Genomic DNA, 15,940 nt, shown 5'->3' with positions numbered 1-15,940 from the left:
TGAGAATCTCGGTTCGGGCCGCGTTCACCCGTTTTGGGCACAACTGGCACTAACCTGCCCCCTGTGACCACGGAATCGGCCCTGCGGGAGTACGTCGAGCAGTACCTCCCCGAGGACGAGGTGCACCTGGCCGCCCGAGCCCGCGGCCAGGAACTGGGCTGCGTGCCCATCGGCGCAGGTGGCGGCGCCGCCCTGCGCTTCCTGACCACAGCCCTGCAGGCCAAAGCCGTGGTCGAGATCGGCACCGGCGCAGGCACCAGCGGCCTCTATCTCCTGGCAGGCATGCCCCAGTCCGGCATCCTGACTTCGATCGACGTGGCCCCCGAACACCAACGAGCGGCCCGCGAGGCCTACGCCTCAGCAGGCATCTCCCCGTCACGCACCCGCCTGATCATGGGCAAAGCACTCGACGTCCTCCCGCGCCTCACCGACGCGGCCTACGACCTCGTCTTCGTGGACGCCTACAAGCCCGAATACCCGCAGTACCTCCAGCACGGCGTGCGCATGCTCCGCCCAGGCGGAGTGATCGCGTTCGACAACGTCCTGTGGCACGGCGCGGTCGTAGACCCGAGCAAGCGAGACGAGTCCACCCAGGCCATGCGGGACATCGCGCGGATGGTCAGGGAGGACGAGCGGCTCGTTCCGGTCATCCTGCCGCTGGGCGATGGGCTGTTGGTGGCTGCTCGCAAACCCTGAGTGCGCCGATAAGAATCGTAGTTGGACCACCTGAGTGATGCGGTAACAGCGCATCGCGGCAATTCGACGTTCCTTCCGCAGGGTCGGGGATCGTCTATTCCCCGAAAGGGGCACAGGTGAAACTGAAAACAGTGCTCGCCGCGATGACGGCTGCCGTCATACCGATCATCGGAATGACCGCTCCAACGGCGCAGGCCATCGACACATGCTGGTACGACGCAGCGGATATGCCCGCCACCACCAGCACGAGCTGTCGCCAAACGTTCGTGCTGGACCCTGGGTACAACCAACTACTCTCACGCGAAGATATCATTCGACACTGGGGCTACTACGAAGCGCGAGGATTCCACCCGAACTTCGCTTGGTATGCGCAGATGGAGACTCTCACAGTCAGCAGTGACACGGTGAGATGGTCGGGATGCAATAACAACAATCTCGACGTGGACGTGCCCTGCGCACCCGGTCAACTGCACTACAACTTCGTCCTGAACGCGTTCACCGCACGCCCTGTGCACCTCCCCGCCCTCAGTTTCGACGGCAGCTTCATCGGCCTGGCCTGCGGCAACTTCTCCGAGGACCGGTCTCACACTCCTGTGCCGGTGATCAGCGGCTTCAAGTACCACGACGTCAACCGCAACGGCGTCCGCGATCCTGGTGAGCCCGGCCTCGCCGGGTGGCGGATGACGCTGCACCGCGACCGTTCCGACGCTGGTCAGAACACCGGCGAGGTCGCCACCACACCGACCGACGCGAACGGGTACTACGAATTCCGGCTGGACCGTCACTTGCCCGGCGACTACGCCGTCACCGAGGAGAACCGCGCCGACTGGACCCGCACGTCGGGCACCGAACGCCATGGCATCCACGTGCCCATCGGTGCCGGGAACACCCGGTACGAGGGGCGCGACTTCGGCAACGTCGAGACCAAGGCCGATGCGGTGAAGGTCGCCTTCGACGTCGTCGACCCGCCGGCGAAGCTGACCGCCGACATCGAGCAGACGCTGCGGGTGCGCGCGATCCTGGAGAACCGCGGTCCGGCGCCGATCATCGACGTCCAGGACGTCGTCACCGCGAGCGGCGAGCCGGATTGCACCTTCCGCCAGCCTCCAGCCGCCACCAGGCGACTGGTGCTCGGCCAGCCGGTCGAGGTGATCTTCGAGGTCCAGTTCACCTGCACGGAACCGAGCTTCCACAAGTTCACCTTCGACAACGCGCTCGACGTGACGACGCCCGGCGTCACCGATCCGGATCCGAGCTCCAACCGAAGATCGACCACCACGACGATCCCGGTCTTCGACGAGTCCGATGTCGGCATCGACAGCACCCAGCTCGACTGCGTGACCCGCACCTACGTCCGCGACCAGTTCGAATGCACCGTCACGGCCGTCGCGGTCAACCGGGGCGATCACAGCCCGGCGAGCACCGACGTGACCCTCGGCCTCACCGGCCCCGCGGACTGCACGCTGACCGCCACCACCCCCACGACCCACGAGGTGTCGATCAGCAGTCCGGTCACTGTCTCGTCGAAGTGGAACGTGACCTGCGCGAACCGCAGCTACCACGACTTCGCGGCGTCGTCGAAGGCCGTGCTCGACCACCTGCACGTCATCGACCCGGACAGCAGCAACGACACGGGTTCGGCGACGGATCGCGTCGAGGTGTTCGAGCGGGTCGACCTCTCGGTCAGCGACATCCGGCTGACCTGCACCGAACGCCAGTACCAGATGCGGACGTTCGACTGCACGAGCAAAGTGACCGTGGCCAACGCGGGCCCGGCCGACGCGGTCCAGACCCTGACCACGGTGACGTTCGGCGCTCCCGCGGACTGCACCATCACCCCGAACACCGGTCAGCAGCAGACCCACGTCCTCAACGCGGGAGCGACCGCGACGTTCACCAAGAACTGGACGGTGTCCTGCAGCGAGAACCGCAGGCACCTGCTGTCCACCAGCGCGGTGATCGCGGCGAACGAACCGCACCCCGAGGACACGAACCGGGCGAACGACGTCCGCTCGATCAGCTGGGTGCCGCCGGACGTGAAGCCGCGCAGCTTCCCCAGTTCGATCAACGTCAAGAAGGAGGGCCTGATCCCGGTCGCGATCCTGTCCACGGCCGAGTTCAACGCGGTCACCCAGGTCGACCGGACCAGCCTGACGTTCGGCGCCACCGGCCTCGAACAGAGCTTCGTCCGGTGTGGATCGCCAGGTGAGGACGTCAACGACGACGGCAGGGCAGACCTCGTGTGCCAGTTCGACACCACGAAGACCGGCCTGACCTGTGGCATGACGACGGCGACCCTCGTGGGCCGCACGGTCGACGGCCGCCGGTTCGAAGGTCAGGACGACGTGAAGCTGACGGGCTGCTAGCCAGAAACCACGGCTAGTAGGCCCGGACGCCCTTGCCGAGGACCGTGACGCCGCCCGCGGAAACGGTGTAGCGCTCACGGTCCATCGGCGCGTCCACACCGATCAACGCCCCATCAGGCACCACGACGTTCTTGTCCAAAATAGCCCGCCGCACCACAGCACCCTTGCCAATCCGAACCCCTGGCAACAGCACCGACCCCTGCACCACCGACCCGACCTCAACGATCACATCGGACGAGATCACCGACCCGTGAATCTTCCCGGAGATGATCGACCCCGGCCCGACCATCGAGTCCTCAGCAGACCCACCGGCGATGAACTTGGCAGGCGGCAACGGCGGAGTAGCCGTCCGAATCGGCCACAACTGGTTGTACAGGTTGAAAATCGGATGGACCGAAACCAGATCCATGTGCGCGTCGTAGTACGCGTCGATCGTCCCGACGTCACGCCAGTACCCGCGATCCCGGTCCGTGGCCCCGGGAACCTCGTTGTCCTGGAAGTCGTAGACGTGCGCCTTCCCCCGGTCCACCAGCATGGGGATGATGTCGCCACCCATGTCGTGGTCCGAGTCGGGGTTCAGCGCGTCCCCGCGAAGCGCGTCCAGCAGCGCCTCGGTGGTGAACATGTAGTTGCCCATCGAAGCGAAAGTGACATCCGGGTCGTCCGGCACGGACGGCGGCTCGGACGGCTTCTCCAGGAACCGGGTGATCTTCCCGGAGGCATCGGAATCAATGCATCCGAACGCCTTGGCCTCGGTCCGCGGCACGCGAATACCGGCAACGGTCACGGCCGCCCCGGACTCGATGTGCTGCGAGATCATCTGGCCGGGGTCCATCCGGTACACGTGGTCCGCACCGAAGATGACCACGTGGTCCGGCTTCTCGTCGTGGACGAGGTTCAGCGACTGGAAGATCGCGTCGGCGGATCCCGTGTACCAGCGGGGGCCCAGACGTTGCTGGGCCGGGACCGGTGTCACGTACTGACCGAGCACATTGGACAGGCGCCACGTCGTCGAGATGTGGCGGTCCAGTGAGTGCGACTTGTACTGCGTCAGCACGCAGAGCTTCGCGAGCCCCGCGTTGACCAGGTTCGACAGCACGAAGTCGACCAGCCGGTAGTTGCCCCCGAAGGGCACAGCCGGTTTCGCGCGGTCGGCCGTCAGTGGCCACAGGCGCTTGCCTTCACCACCGGCAAGCACAATTCCGAGAACGTGCGGCTGCCCCTTCACGGTATGTGACCCTATCTGTGCGATCGAGCTTCAACCAGACGCAAACTGGTTCGTCCCAACAAGGACCGCAGTGATCTACGGTGGGGGCGTGCGAGTTGCGCTCATGACGCGGGAGTACCCGCCTGAGGTCTACGGCGGCGCTGGTGTGCACGTGGGATTCCTCGTGCCCCATCTTCGCGAGCTCGTCGACGTCGACGTGCACTGCTTCGGGGCACCCAGAAAAGACGCCTCGGCCCACAACCCGCCTCACAGCCTGGAGCAGGCGAACGCGGCACTGAGCACGCTCGCCGTCGATCTTGAGATGGCCGCGGCGGTCGCGGGGGCAACCCTCGTGCACACGCACACCTGGTACGCCAACATGGGCGGTCACCTGGCCAAACTCCTGCACGGCATCCCGCACGTGGTGACGGCGCACTCGCTCGAACCGCGTCGGCCGTGGAAGGCGGAGCAGCTCGGCGGCGGCTACCGGATCTCGTCGTGGGCCGAGCGGACGGCGTACGAACACGCCGACGCGATCATCGCCGTGAGCGACGGGATGCGCGCCGACGTCCTCGACGCCTATCCCGCGCTCGACCCGGCAAAGGTGCACGTGGTGCGCAACGGGATCGATTCCAAGGCCTACCACCCGGTGAGCGAGACGGACGCGCTCACGACCCGCGGCATCGATCCCGAGAAGCCGATCGTGGCGTTCGTGGGACGGATCACGCGGCAGAAGGGCGTCGGTCACCTCGTCGCCGCCGCGCACGAGATCGACCCGAGTGCGCAGATCGTGCTGTGCGCGGGCGCGCCGGACACCCCGGAGATCGCCGAGGAGACCCGGCTGGCCGTCGAGGAGCTGTCCAAGACCAGGTCCGGCGTGTTCTGGATCCAGAAGATGCTGCAGCCCGCCGAGGTCCGGCAGATCCTCAGCCACGCGACCGTGTTCGTCTGCCCGTCGGTCTACGAACCGCTCGGCATCGTGAACCTGGAGGCGATGGCCTGCGGCACGGCGGTCGTCGCGAGTGACGTCGGCGGCATCCCGGAGGTCGTCGCGCACGGTGAGACCGGGCTCCTCGTTCACTACGACGAGCGTGATTTGTCGACATATCGACACAGCTTGGCCCAGTCCATAAATGAACTAATTTCAGATCCTGAGCGCGCCCGACGCTACGGCGCCGCCGGACGACAGCGCGCTGAGCAGGAATTCTCCTGGTCGACGATGGCTGAGCAGACAGTCGAGGTCTACCGCAGCGTGATTTGAGTCACACTCACTTGGGGCAACCCCAAAGTGTGAACGCCGCCTTTAACCAGTAGTGACGTTTCGGCTTCAACTGGTGAGGGGCGCGAGGACTGTGCGTGTTGCGGTGCTGGGTCTGTCGGTCCTCCTGGCGTTGACCGCGTGCGGCACATCCACAGCGACAAAGCCCACCGCGGTCCAGCTCAGGGTCGACGGGCTGAAGCTCGCCGACGCCTCCGACCTGCAGGCTCAGGCCGAGGCCCAGCTCGCGTACACGCTGGAGTACGGCTACGTGGCACGGGCCGGCGCGGCGGCCGTGAGCTGCTGGTTCGCCAAGACGGGCGTCGAGACCGAGGTGGACAAGAAGCTCTGGTGCGGACCTGTCCAGGTCCCCGGAACCGGCGCGTCCACCGACTGGGTGCCGGTGCCGCTCAAAGAGGTCAACAAGAGCGGCGACGAGGTCCACTACGAGGTGCAGTCACCGCAGGTGCCGGAGAAGGGCAACCGCAGCACCCCGTCCGGCAGGCTCGTGCGCACCGACGGCAAGGAGTTCGACCCGAGCAAGCAGCAGGACATGACCGCCGGCCGCGACTTCCTCGCGGTGCTGCCGGACGACGGCAAGCGCCCCAACAACGATCTCGGGCTCGGCAACGTCGACTTCAAGTTGCGCGACGACCTGCTGGCCACCGCGGTCACGGGCTGGGCGAACCCGGACATCTGGTACACCGCAGAAGGCACCCTCCGCGCCGAACCGGGCTCCCGGCTGCGCGTCATGCGGATGAAGGTCGAGAAGCTCTGGGAGACCGACAGCGGCTTCCTGCGGACGAACTGGCAGGGCTTCGCGCCGCAGCCGTCCGAGCTCGCCCTCGAGGTGCCCGGCAAGCGCCAGCTCCTGCCGGCCGACCGCCTCCCGGCCAACGGCTCGGTGTTCGTCGTCTACACGGTCCCGGACCCGCAGGAGGGCACCGAGACGCTGGCGCTGGGCTCGCTCGGCGCCAAGTCGCTGGACCAGAAGGTCGAGATCCCGACCGGCAAGCGCACCGACAACGCGCCGCGCGTGCTGCAGCGCGCCGCCGGCCCGGGCCAGTTCAAGGAGCAGACCCAGAAGATCCGCTTCGGCGGCAGCGCGATGGGCATGAAGGTCACCGGCATCAAGCTCGGCAGGCAGCGCCCGGTCAAGCTCGGCGAGAGCCAGTACGACCTCGCCACCATCTCCGCACCGGACAAGGCGCTGCTGGAGGTGCGGCTGGAGGCCACCGGCGACCTGCCCGACACCGCGGGCGGCAACGTGACCAAGGACCTGATCACCGTGCAGCTGCCGGACGGCTCGACCGCCCGGCAGGTCGGCGCCCGCTACGACGGCGGCCCGCTGCCGTTCGCGATCGTGGTCGAGGTCCCCGCGGACACCCGCTCCGTCTCGGTCGGCCTCAACGAGGGCACGGTCGACCTGCCCCGCCTTGGCCGCCAGCTGATCTCGCCGGTCGATTCGCGCATGACCCTCGCGTTGGAGTTCTGAACGAGCATCGCGGCGAGCGCCAGCCAGCCGATGATCACCAGCACGAGCCCGCCCCAGCCCCACTCGCCGTACGCGGTGCTGCCGGACGTGCCGCCGATGCTGCTGCCCACGTAGAACCCGCACAGGTACAGCCCGGACGCGTGGCCGCGCGCGTTGGACGGCGCCCGTGCACCGACCCAGCTGCTCGCCACGGCGTGCGAGGCGAAGAACCCGGCCGTCACGATCGCGAGCCCCAGCGGCACCCACAGCAGGCTCGCCAGGGTTCCGACAGCCACGACCCCGATGGCCATGAGCAACGCGCGCCCGCGTCCCAGCCGGTCGGACAGCTTGCCCGCGAACGCCGCCGACGTGCTGCCGAACGCGTAGAAGAGGAACACCAGCGACTCCAGCCACGCCGGACCGGACAGCTGGAAGCCCGCCACGTTGTAGAACGAGATGAACGCGCCGACCATCAGCACCGCCACGGCGTACAGCGAGAGCAGCACCGGGTCCCGCACTGCCGCCTTCATGCCGCGCGGCGCCCGCTTCGGCGCCGCCTGCGCACGGGGCAGGAAGAAGACGACGACCAGTGCCGCCACCAGCCCCACGACGCCGCTGAGCAGGATCGCCCCGCGCCAGCCCAGCCAGTCGACGGTCAGGCCGGAGAGCAGGCGGCCGACCATGCCGCCGATGCTGTTGCCCGCGATCATCGCGCCCATCGCGGCACCGAGCCTGCCCTTGTCCAGCTCGTCCGCGAGGTAGGCCATCGACGCCGCGGGCACCCCGGCCGCCGCGATGCCCTGGAGCACCCGCAGCACCAGGAAGACGTCGTAGTTGGACGCCAACGGCAGCACCAGGCCGAGCAGGCCCGCCAGCAACACGCTGATCACGATCACCGGCCGGCGCCCGATCCGTTCGGACACCATGGCGATCGGCACGACCACCACGGCCAGCGCCAGCGTGGCGGCGGACATCGCGAGCGAGGCACCGCCCGGTCCCAGCCCGTACTCCGCGGCGATTTGCGGCAACACCGGCTGCGGCGCGTACAGCAACGCGAAACACGCGAGCCCGGACGCGGCGATGGACGCGGTCAACCTGTTCACGCTTTTGACGCTAAGCCATACGTCCAATACGGAAATACGTCAGAATCAATTCGTGGATGAATTGGAGCTGGCCCCGAAGCTGGCGGTGCTGAAAGCGCTTGCCGCCGACGAGCACGTGACCCGTGTCGCAGAACGCGTCGGGCTCCCCCAGCCGACGGTCAGCCGCTGGCTCGCGGAGCTCGGCGAGCAACTGGGCGCGCCGATCATCGTGAAGACCGGCCGCCGGGTGCGTCTGACCCGCGCCGGCCGCCTCCTCGCCGAGGCGGCCACGCGTTCGCTGGCCGCGCTGGAACCGGGCCTGCGCGAGGTCGAGGAGGAGCTCGACCCGGAGAAAGGCCGGGTGGTGCTGGGATTCCTGCACATGCTCGGCCGGTCGCTGGTGCCGGAACTGGTCCGCGGCTTCCGCGCCGAACATCCGCACGTGCGGTTCGGCCTGGTCCAGAACGCCCGCTACACCGTCGTCGAGAAGCTGCTGCACGGCGAGATCGACCTCGCCCTGGTCGCCCCGCCGCCGGACGGTCCCGAGTTCTCCTCGGTCGTCCTGTTCGAACAGGAACTGATCGTCGTCGTGCCGGCCGGACATCACCTCGCGACCAGGAAGTCGGTGCGGCTCAAGGACTTGGAGCACGAGGAGCTGATCCTGCTGGAACACGGCTACGGACTGCGCCAGATCACCGACGACATGTTCGCGGCCGCCGGAATTTCGCCGAAGATCGCGTTCGAGAGCCAGGAGATCGAGACGGTGCGCGGGCTGGTGGCGGCGGGTCTCGGCGTCGCACTGCTGACGCACGCCGAGACCACACCTCCTGCCGGGCTCCGTGAACTACCGCTGTCGCCGCGGGCGAGCCGTGTCTTCGGGCTGGCCTGGCTGAAGGACAACCCGTTGCCGCCCGCGGTGAGAGCCTTCCGCGAGCACGCTCTCAGGACTCACGACGTCCAGCGCTGAGAACCCGACCACGTCCGCAGGTACGACTCCGCACCACCCAGCATGTCCTGGACGAGCTGGTCACCACCGAGCTGACGAACCTTCTCGACCCAGTCCGGCAGCATGCCGCTGTGCGCGCCGCCGTCGACGTTGATGTCCCAGACGCGGTCGCCGGTGCGCTGCCGGTCGACCAGCGGGCCGTCCGGGTAGCTGCGGAACGGGTAGGTCACGCCGGACTGCGGTGCCGGGTGCGAGCCCACGCCGTTGTAGTCCGAGCCGAACCCGATGCCCACGTCGTACTTGCGCCGCAACGGCTCCGCGGCGGCCGCCTGCGAGACGTAGCCGCCGGGGTCGTTCTCGTACCCGGCCACGAACCCGCCGAGCCGGTAGACCTGCTCGGTCCACTGCGCGTCCATCCAGCTGTGGCTGGAGATGACGCCGGGGTAGCGCTTCTGCGCGGCCAGCTCGAGGACGCGACCAGCGGCCTTCACGCTCATGTGGTCGACCTCGATCATCATGTGCCGCTTCATCATCGCCTGCACCGCGTACTCGCCGAGCGACGTCAGTCCGCGCACGTTGCAGCGCTTCGCCGGGTCGTACGCCGGCGCGACGGCCGAGGCCGGGATCAGCGCGTTCGGGCCGACGGTGCCGATCGGGTTGTCCTGCTGCGGTCCCTTGCACTGCTCGGTCTGCCACCACTGGCCGGTGCGCAGGAACTGGCCCGCGTTGATCACACCGCCCTGCGTGCCGGAGTCGAACCGGACACCGCACAACGCGTTGTCGAACTTGTGGCACAGGAACGCGCTGCGCACCCCGAGCGCGTACATCTCGTCGAGGCCGCGGTCGATGTCGGCCTTGCTGCACAACGGGAAGTCGAGGAACGTCCGGCAGCCGAAGAGCTCTGAGGTCTCGATGCCCAGCACCACGGCCAGCTTGCCCTGCGTGATCACGTCACGGGCCTGCTCGGCGGACGTGACGACGCGGAACCAGCCCTTGCCCGGCCCACCGAACATCTTGTCGATGAACGCCTGCAGCTCGTAGGTGCGCTGGGCCTGCAGCCGGACCGAGGTCATCTCGTCGCACGGCCGGTCCTTGAACGGGCTGATGATGCACAGCTCGGCGTTGCTGGTGAGGTCCTGCACCAGCACGCGCTGACCGCCGCGCCACGCCCGTTCCACCCAGGCGTAGTAGTTCTGCTGGTGCGACACGGTCGTGTAGGACGGCCAGTTCTTGAACGTCGGCCAGCCCACCGGGTCGTGGCCGTCGAAGTCTCCCGTGACGATCGCCTCGAAGATCGCGCCGAGACCGGCCGGGTAGTGCTCGGGGCAGTCCTTCAGCGCGTCCGCCACGCCCTTCTCGGAGAAGGGCGCGCCGCAGATCAGCCGGCCGCCGAAGCCCTCGTTGGTCATGAGGTGGTTGTGCGCGTCGACGAACCCGCGCACCCTGCCCTGGCCGTCGGTGCCCTTGAACGGCTCACCCGTGACGTTGATCTGCGAGTCCGGCGCAGGTCGCGCCACCGGCTCCCACCAGGGCGTGCTCGCCGCCGCGGGGGATAACGACGCTATGACCAACGAGGCGGCGAGAGCCAGGCGAAGCAACACGACAGCTCCTCTACGACGGTGTGAAGGCGCTCACATCATGCCGTGGAACTCGGCTGTCTCGTATGGCCGATCGTAGGTACTAACGCGAATATTTTTCAGCCAGCTCGACCAGCGTCCGCGCGCCGAAGCCCGTGGCGCCCGCGACGACCTCGTCGTAGACCTTCTCCGACCGCGCCGGACCCGCGATGTCGAGGTGCGCCCACGGGACCTGACCTGCGAACTTCTGCAGGAACAGCGCCGCGGTGACGCCACCGGGGCCGGGCGGGCACTGCTTGTAGTCCGCGATCTGGCTGGTGACAGCCTCGACGTGCTCCTCCAGCAGCGGCATGCGCCACCACTTCTCGCCGACGTTCACACCCGCGTCGATCACCTGAGCAGCGATCTCCTCGTCGGCGGTGAACACCGCGCCCGTGCGCAGGCCGAGCGAGACCTTCATCGCGCCGGTCAGCGTCGCGACGTCGACGATCAGGTCGGGCTTGAGGTTCTTCACCGCGTACGCCATCGCGTCGGCCAGCACCATGCGGCCCTCGGCGTCGGTGTTCTGCACCTCGGTGGTCGCGCCGCCGTAGTGCCGCACGACGTCACCGGGCCGGTACGAGGCAGCGCCGACGTGGTTCTCGGCACACGGCACGAGACCGGTGATCCGGATCGGCAGCTGCCGGCGCGCGACGGCCATCAGCGCGGAGATCACCGCGCCGCCGCCGGCCATGTCGGTGCGCATCAGGTGCATGCCGTCGGCGGGCTTCACCGAGATGCCGCCGGTGTCGAACGTGATGCCCTTGCCGACGAAGACCAGGTGCGGGCCGGTGGTGCCGTACGTCAGCTCCAGGAACCGCGGCGGGCGGGCACTTCCGCCGCCGACCGCGAGCACGCCGCCGAAGCCCTGCTGCTGCAGCCACTTCTCGTCGCGCACCGTGGCGGACAGCCCGTCGATCTTCTCCGCGAGCTTGGCCGCCGTGGTGGCGAGCCAGCGCGGGTCCTTGACGTTGGACGGGGTGTTGGCGAGATCACGGGCGAGCGAGGTGGCGGTGGCCAGCGCGTGCGCCTTCAACGCGGCCGACGTCAGCACCTCTTCGAACCCGGTGTCCCCGGTGATCAACCGCAGCGAGCCGACCCGCTTGGGGCCGTCCTCACCGGTGACCTTGAACCGGTACCCGCCGAGCGCCGCGCCGAGCACGAACGCGCGCACCTTCTCGGCGTCGAAGTCGGGCGTGAGCAGCACATCGGCGCTCTTCGGGGCGTCCTCGCCGCTCAGCGCGCGCACCAGGGCCGCGCCCGCCGTGCGGTAGTCGCTCGCCGTGCCGGCGCCGACACCGAGCGTCCACGCCTCGTCGTGGCGGACCGCCTCACCCGCCTTGCCCGTCAGGTCGGAGACGTCGATGCCCTCGCCACCTGGCCCGAGCGCCGGTCCGGTGGCCGCGAGCACGACAGCCGGAACGTTGCGGCGCGAGGTGGTGGCCACCTCGACGTCCACGAGCTTGGTTGGCACTGACGGAACCGTCGACCCCACGACTGACCCTCCCCTTGCATCAACGACCGTTCAGTGTCTCCCATCCAGGAACGAAGCGATGCCCCGGCCTCCACTATGGAACTCAGTGGAAACCGGGGCTCGGTGTTCTTCCTCGCCGGGTGCCTCAGCCGGCGGCGGCCTTCAGCGCGTCGCCCAGAGCGCTGGCCTCGTCCGCCGACATCTCGACGACAAGGCGCCCACCACCCTCGAGCGGTACGCGCATGACGATGCCGCGTCCCTCCTTGGTGACCTCGAGGGGACCGTCGCCGGTCCGGGGCTTCATGGCCGCCATCGCGTGCTCCCTCCGTCAACATCTTCCCCGTCCGGCCAGGCCGGATCTGCTCCATTCTCCCCTATCGCGACTCAGGGGCGAAACCGAACCGATCTTTTGGCGAGTTCGGGTGACATTTGTTGATCTTGCTTTCCCCCTGATCAATACCCGTTTTCACGACAAGGCAACAGTTTCGGCACGGCTGGGCGCGCCATGACAGACTGGGCCGGATGCGAGCCCGTTCCGCGCTCTTCGACGTGTACGGCGGCCACCTTCGCGAACGCGGTGGTGCCGCCACGATCGCTGCCCTGGTCCGGCTGCTGGAACCGCTCGGATTCGCCGCGCCGGCCGTGCGCACCGCTGTTTCGAGGACGGTCCGGCAGGGCTGGCTCCAGCCGACGAGACTGCCCGACGGGCCGGGTTACGCGATGACACCTCGCGGGGAACGAAGGCTCGACGAGGCCGCCGCCCGCATCTACCGCACCGGGCCGTCCACCTGGGACGGTCGCTGGCACGTGGTGGTGCTGGAGGAGATGCCGGCCCGCGACTCGCGCGATCACCTCGCCTCGGAGCTGCAACTGCTCGGGTACGGCGCGCTCGGTCCTGTGACGTGGATCGCGCCGCGGCCGTCATCGGAGCTGGCCGACGTGCTCAAAGCCGAACAAGTGGCGGCACGAACTTTTCACGGTTCACACGACGGTGCGGACGTCGAACTGGCGTCCAAGGCGTGGGACCTGGCCGAACTCGGTCGCGACTACGCCGCTTTCGTCGCGCACTGGCGGGCACAGGTGTCCGTTGTGGACGAAACCGACGACGCGGCGGCGTTCGCTGCGTCACAGCAGCTGCTGCACGCGTGGCGGAAGTTCCTGTTCCGCGATCCCGGTCTTCCTGCTGAACTGTTGCCACCGGACTGGCCGGGGCACGCGGCAGCGTCGTTCTTCGACGAACAGACACTGCGGCTGGCACCGGGCACAAGTCGTTTCGTCGACGAGTGCCTGCGGCCGGTTCGCAACGTTTCCACTGCTTGATGGAGGTCCAGTGTCCGAGCTCCTCGTCGACGACGCCGATGGTGTGCGCACGTTCACGTTCAACCGCCCCGAGTCGTTCAACGCCTTCACCATCGCGCTGAAGGAGTCGTTCCTCGCCGCGCTGCGGGAGGCGGCGGCGGACGAGTCGGTGCGCGCGGTGGTGATCACGGGTGCGGGCAAGGCGTTCTGCGCGGGTCAGGACCTCAAGGAGCACATCGGCTTGCTGCAGGCCGGCGACCCCGCGCCGCTGCACACCGTGGAGCTGCACTACAACCCCATCGTGCGCGAGCTGATCGGCATGCCGAAGCCGGTGATCGCCGCGGTCAACGGCAGCGCGGCCGGTGCGGGCGCGTCCTTCGCCTACGCCTCGGACCTGCGCATCGCGGGCAAGTCGGCGAAGTTCCTGATGGCCTTCGCGAACGTCGGCCTGACCGCGGACTCCGGTGCGTCGTACACGCTCCCGCGGTTGATCGGGCACGGCCGCGCGATGGAGATGATGTTGCTGGCCCAGCCGGTCGGCGCCGAGGAGGCGTTGCGGGTCGGCATGGTCAACCAGGTCGTGCCGGACGAGGAGCTGCTGGAGACCGCGCACCTGCTCGCCGCGAAGCTCGCCAAGGGCCCGACGACGGCGTACGCGAAGATCAAGGAAGCGCTGGCGGCGGCCGCGGACGGCACGCTCGAGGACGCGCTGGAAGCCGAGCGCCGGACTCAGGCCGACTGCGGTGCCACGGAAGACCACCGCGAGGCCGTCGACGCGTTCGTCAACAAGCGCGCCCCGAAGTTCATCGGGAAGTAGCCCGGAAGCAGGACGCGATGTGGTCGTCGACCATCCCGGTCGCCTGCATCAGCGCGTAACACGTGGTGGGGCCGAGGAACTTGAAGCCGCGTCGCTTCAGTTCCTTGGCCATCGCCTTGGATTCCGCCGTGATGGCCGGAACGTCGGCGAACGTCGCCGGACGGACATGATCCGCCGGCGCGAACGACCACAGCAGCGCGTCGAGATCCACATCTTCCTCGACGATCACGCGAGCGTTGTGGATGGCCGCGTCGATCTTCATCCGGTTGCGGACGATTCCCGCGTCCGACATGAGCCTTTCCACGTCGGCAGGCCCGAACTCCGCCACCAGCTTCGGGTCGAAGTCGCCGAACGCCGCACGGAACGCCGGCCGCTTGCGCAGGATCGTGATCCACGACAGCCCGGACTGGAACGCCTCCAACGACATCCGCTCGTACAGCGCGTCGGTGCCGTGCAGCTCCACGCCCCACTCGGTGTCGTGGTAGTCCATGTAGTCCGGGGTCGAGTCACCCCACGGACAACGAACGATCACCGGTACTCCTCGGCGAAACGGGCGAAGCGCTGCAGGGACCGGCGCAGCATCAACACGAACAACGGCTTCACCAACGGGTAGAAGAACGGCACGTCGAGGCGTTCCGTCCACACGAAACGACTGCCTCGCACGGCGAAGACACCGGTTCCGCGCACAACGCGACCAAGGTGCAGAACTTCGACGGCGTGCGGCGGATCCCAGCGCGTGATCCGCATCCGGTCCGAGACGCCGAACGTCCGAGCGTCGATCTCGCTCCCGACCGACTTCCCGTCGCCCTCCACCACGCAGACGCGGGTGCCGAACACCCACTCCGACTGGCGTTCCCAGTCGGTCATCGCGCGGAAGATCGTGTCCGGCGGGGCGGCGACCTCGACCGTCAGCTCAAGCTCGGTCACTGCTCTCCAACTCCTCGACACGGGCCCGCAGCTCGCCGACCTCGGTCGCGAGCCGCCGCAGCACCCAGTCGACCTCGCTCATCTTGTAGCCGCGGAACACCTGCTGGAACTTCAGCTCGCGGACGTCCTCCGCGGTGATGTCGTCCGCCGGCAGCCGTGTCGGCGAGGCGCCGGGCGGCAGCGGGGCGAGCTCCTCGCCGCGCCCGAACACCAACGCCGCGAGCAGGAACACCACTGCCGCGACGGCCACCATCACGATCAGGTAGATCAGGGCGTTGGTCACCATGTCCTCCGAAGGATGCCCAGGCGGTTCGAGCGCGCTGCACGCTGGCAACGTTACTGAACGGCTGCGCGCTGTCCGCGACCACCTGACGGCACCGAACATGTGTTCGGTAAGGTCACCTGGGTGGCGGATGAGACGAGTGTGGCCCGGTATACCTACCGGCTGCGCTTGTCGTCGTACGCCTGCCGCGCGTTGCTGGTGGACTGGGATCGTTGCCGGAGTCCACGATGGCCCGCAAAGCGGCGGACGCCGCGATCGGCACCACCAAGCGCGAGCTGATCGCGATGGCCCGCAAACACGGCCGCGACCTGCGGCTGGTGGACCCGAAACACACCACGATGGACTGCGCGGCATGCGGTGCGAGAGCCAAGCACGCTTTGCCGCTGTCCGAACGCACCTACGGCTGCACGTCGTGCGGAGCCATGTCCTCCAGGGACAAGAACTCCGCGGCGGTGATGCTGGTCCGGGCAGGTCTGAACCCGATCGGTGATGAAG

The 15,940-nt window shown here is 68.1% G+C and carries 15 protein-coding genes; 7 read left to right on the top strand and 8 right to left on the bottom strand.

Features of this window, described 5'->3' with window-relative positions; all coding sequences use genetic code 11:
* The first annotated feature begins 63 nt into the window (after window positions 1-63).
* Together UK23_RS18005 and UK23_RS18000 are read left to right on the top strand one after the other, a co-directional pair.
* Entirely contained in the window at window positions 64-696 is a 633-nt protein-coding gene (locus tag UK23_RS18005) for an O-methyltransferase (RefSeq protein ID WP_045312712.1), read from the top strand.
* 116 nt (window positions 697-812) lie between these two features.
* A complete protein-coding gene (locus tag UK23_RS18000; protein WP_156213195.1) occupies window positions 813-3,062 on the top strand; it encodes an SdrD B-like domain-containing protein in 2,250 nt (749 codons plus the stop codon).
* Between the two features lie 13 nt (window positions 3,063-3,075).
* Here the strand turns inward: UK23_RS18000 and glgC are convergent, their stop codons facing one another.
* Window positions 3,076-4,290 carry a glucose-1-phosphate adenylyltransferase gene (glgC, locus tag UK23_RS17995; protein ID WP_045312710.1) on the bottom strand — a complete coding sequence of 405 codons (1,215 nt, stop codon included), beginning with the start codon at window positions 4,288-4,290 and terminating at the stop codon, window positions 3,076-3,078.
* An 88-nt stretch (window positions 4,291-4,378) separates the two neighbouring features.
* On the opposite strand from glgC, the gene glgA reads away from it, so the two are divergent.
* Window positions 4,379-5,530, top strand: a complete 1,152-nt coding sequence (gene glgA / locus UK23_RS17990) for a glycogen synthase (RefSeq protein WP_045312739.1) — start codon at window positions 4,379-4,381, stop codon at window positions 5,528-5,530.
* Between the two features lie 1,329 nt (window positions 5,531-6,859).
* Here the strand turns inward: glgA and UK23_RS50295 are convergent.
* Window positions 6,860-8,104, bottom strand: coding sequence for an MFS transporter (locus UK23_RS50295; RefSeq protein WP_231114553.1), 1,245 nt, complete (start codon window positions 8,102-8,104; stop codon window positions 6,860-6,862).
* Window positions 8,105-8,156: 52 nt separating this feature from the next.
* On the opposite strand from UK23_RS50295, the gene UK23_RS17970 reads away from it, so the two are divergent.
* Window positions 8,157-9,050 (top strand): LysR family transcriptional regulator, encoded by an 894-nt coding sequence (locus UK23_RS17970; RefSeq protein ID WP_231114552.1) that lies wholly within the window; start codon window positions 8,157-8,159, stop codon window positions 9,048-9,050.
* On the opposite strand, the gene UK23_RS17965 is transcribed toward UK23_RS17970, so the two are convergent.
* The 3 genes from UK23_RS17965 to UK23_RS50290 form a co-directional block, all read right to left on the bottom strand.
* Window positions 9,032-10,630 carry a membrane dipeptidase gene (locus UK23_RS17965; protein WP_196777784.1) on the bottom strand — a complete coding sequence of 533 codons (1,599 nt, stop codon included), beginning with the start codon at window positions 10,628-10,630 and terminating at the stop codon, window positions 9,032-9,034. The genes UK23_RS17970 and UK23_RS17965 overlap by 19 nt on opposite strands.
* A 79-nt stretch (window positions 10,631-10,709) precedes the next feature.
* Entirely contained in the window at window positions 10,710-12,119 is a 1,410-nt protein-coding gene (locus UK23_RS17960; RefSeq protein WP_231114550.1) for a leucyl aminopeptidase family protein, read from the bottom strand.
* A gap of 145 nt (window positions 12,120-12,264) precedes the next feature.
* The gene (locus UK23_RS50290; protein WP_065914675.1) at window positions 12,265-12,432 is read right to left on the bottom strand and encodes a DUF3117 domain-containing protein; all 168 of its coding nucleotides are present in this window, start codon (window positions 12,430-12,432) and stop codon (window positions 12,265-12,267) included.
* A gap of 209 nt (window positions 12,433-12,641) precedes the next feature.
* On the opposite strand from UK23_RS50290, the gene UK23_RS17955 reads away from it, so the two are divergent.
* Together UK23_RS17955 and UK23_RS17950 are read left to right on the top strand one after the other, a co-directional pair.
* On the top strand, window positions 12,642-13,439 hold the full coding sequence (locus UK23_RS17955; RefSeq protein WP_045312705.1) for a PaaX family transcriptional regulator C-terminal domain-containing protein: 798 nt from the start codon (window positions 12,642-12,644) through the stop codon (window positions 13,437-13,439).
* A gap of 10 nt (window positions 13,440-13,449) precedes the next feature.
* Window positions 13,450-14,235 (top strand): enoyl-CoA hydratase-related protein, encoded by a 786-nt coding sequence (locus tag UK23_RS17950; RefSeq protein ID WP_045312704.1) that lies wholly within the window; start codon window positions 13,450-13,452, stop codon window positions 14,233-14,235.
* On the opposite strand, the gene UK23_RS17945 is transcribed toward UK23_RS17950, so the two are convergent.
* The 3 genes from UK23_RS17945 to UK23_RS17935 are packed head-to-tail and all read right to left on the bottom strand — an operon-like array spanning window position 14,222 to window position 15,445.
* A complete protein-coding gene (locus UK23_RS17945) occupies window positions 14,222-14,764 on the bottom strand; it encodes a DNA-3-methyladenine glycosylase I (protein WP_045312736.1) in 543 nt (180 codons plus the stop codon). The two genes, UK23_RS17950 and UK23_RS17945, sit on opposite strands and share 14 nt — an antisense overlap.
* Window positions 14,764-15,162 carry an SRPBCC family protein gene (locus UK23_RS17940; protein ID WP_045312703.1) on the bottom strand — a complete coding sequence of 133 codons (399 nt, stop codon included), beginning with the start codon at window positions 15,160-15,162 and terminating at the stop codon, window positions 14,764-14,766. The genes UK23_RS17945 and UK23_RS17940 overlap by 1 nt, the downstream gene beginning before the upstream one ends.
* Window positions 15,149-15,445, bottom strand: a complete 297-nt coding sequence (locus UK23_RS17935) for a DivIVA domain-containing protein (protein ID WP_045312735.1) — start codon at window positions 15,443-15,445, stop codon at window positions 15,149-15,151. Before UK23_RS17935 ends, UK23_RS17940 begins: the two co-directional genes overlap by 14 nt.
* A 227-nt stretch (window positions 15,446-15,672) precedes the next feature.
* Between UK23_RS17935 and UK23_RS17930 the strand changes: the two genes are divergently transcribed.
* On the top strand, window positions 15,673-15,940 hold a 268-nt coding region (locus UK23_RS17930), incomplete at its 3' end, for a zinc ribbon domain-containing protein (protein WP_045312702.1).

It is taken from the genome of Lentzea aerocolonigenes, from assembly GCF_000955955.1.
In the GTDB taxonomy this organism is placed as follows: Bacteria; Actinomycetota; Actinomycetes; order Mycobacteriales; family Pseudonocardiaceae; genus Lentzea; species Lentzea aerocolonigenes_A.
Note: the sequence above shows the minus strand (reverse complement) of the source record. Positions and strands in the feature narration are given on the sequence as shown.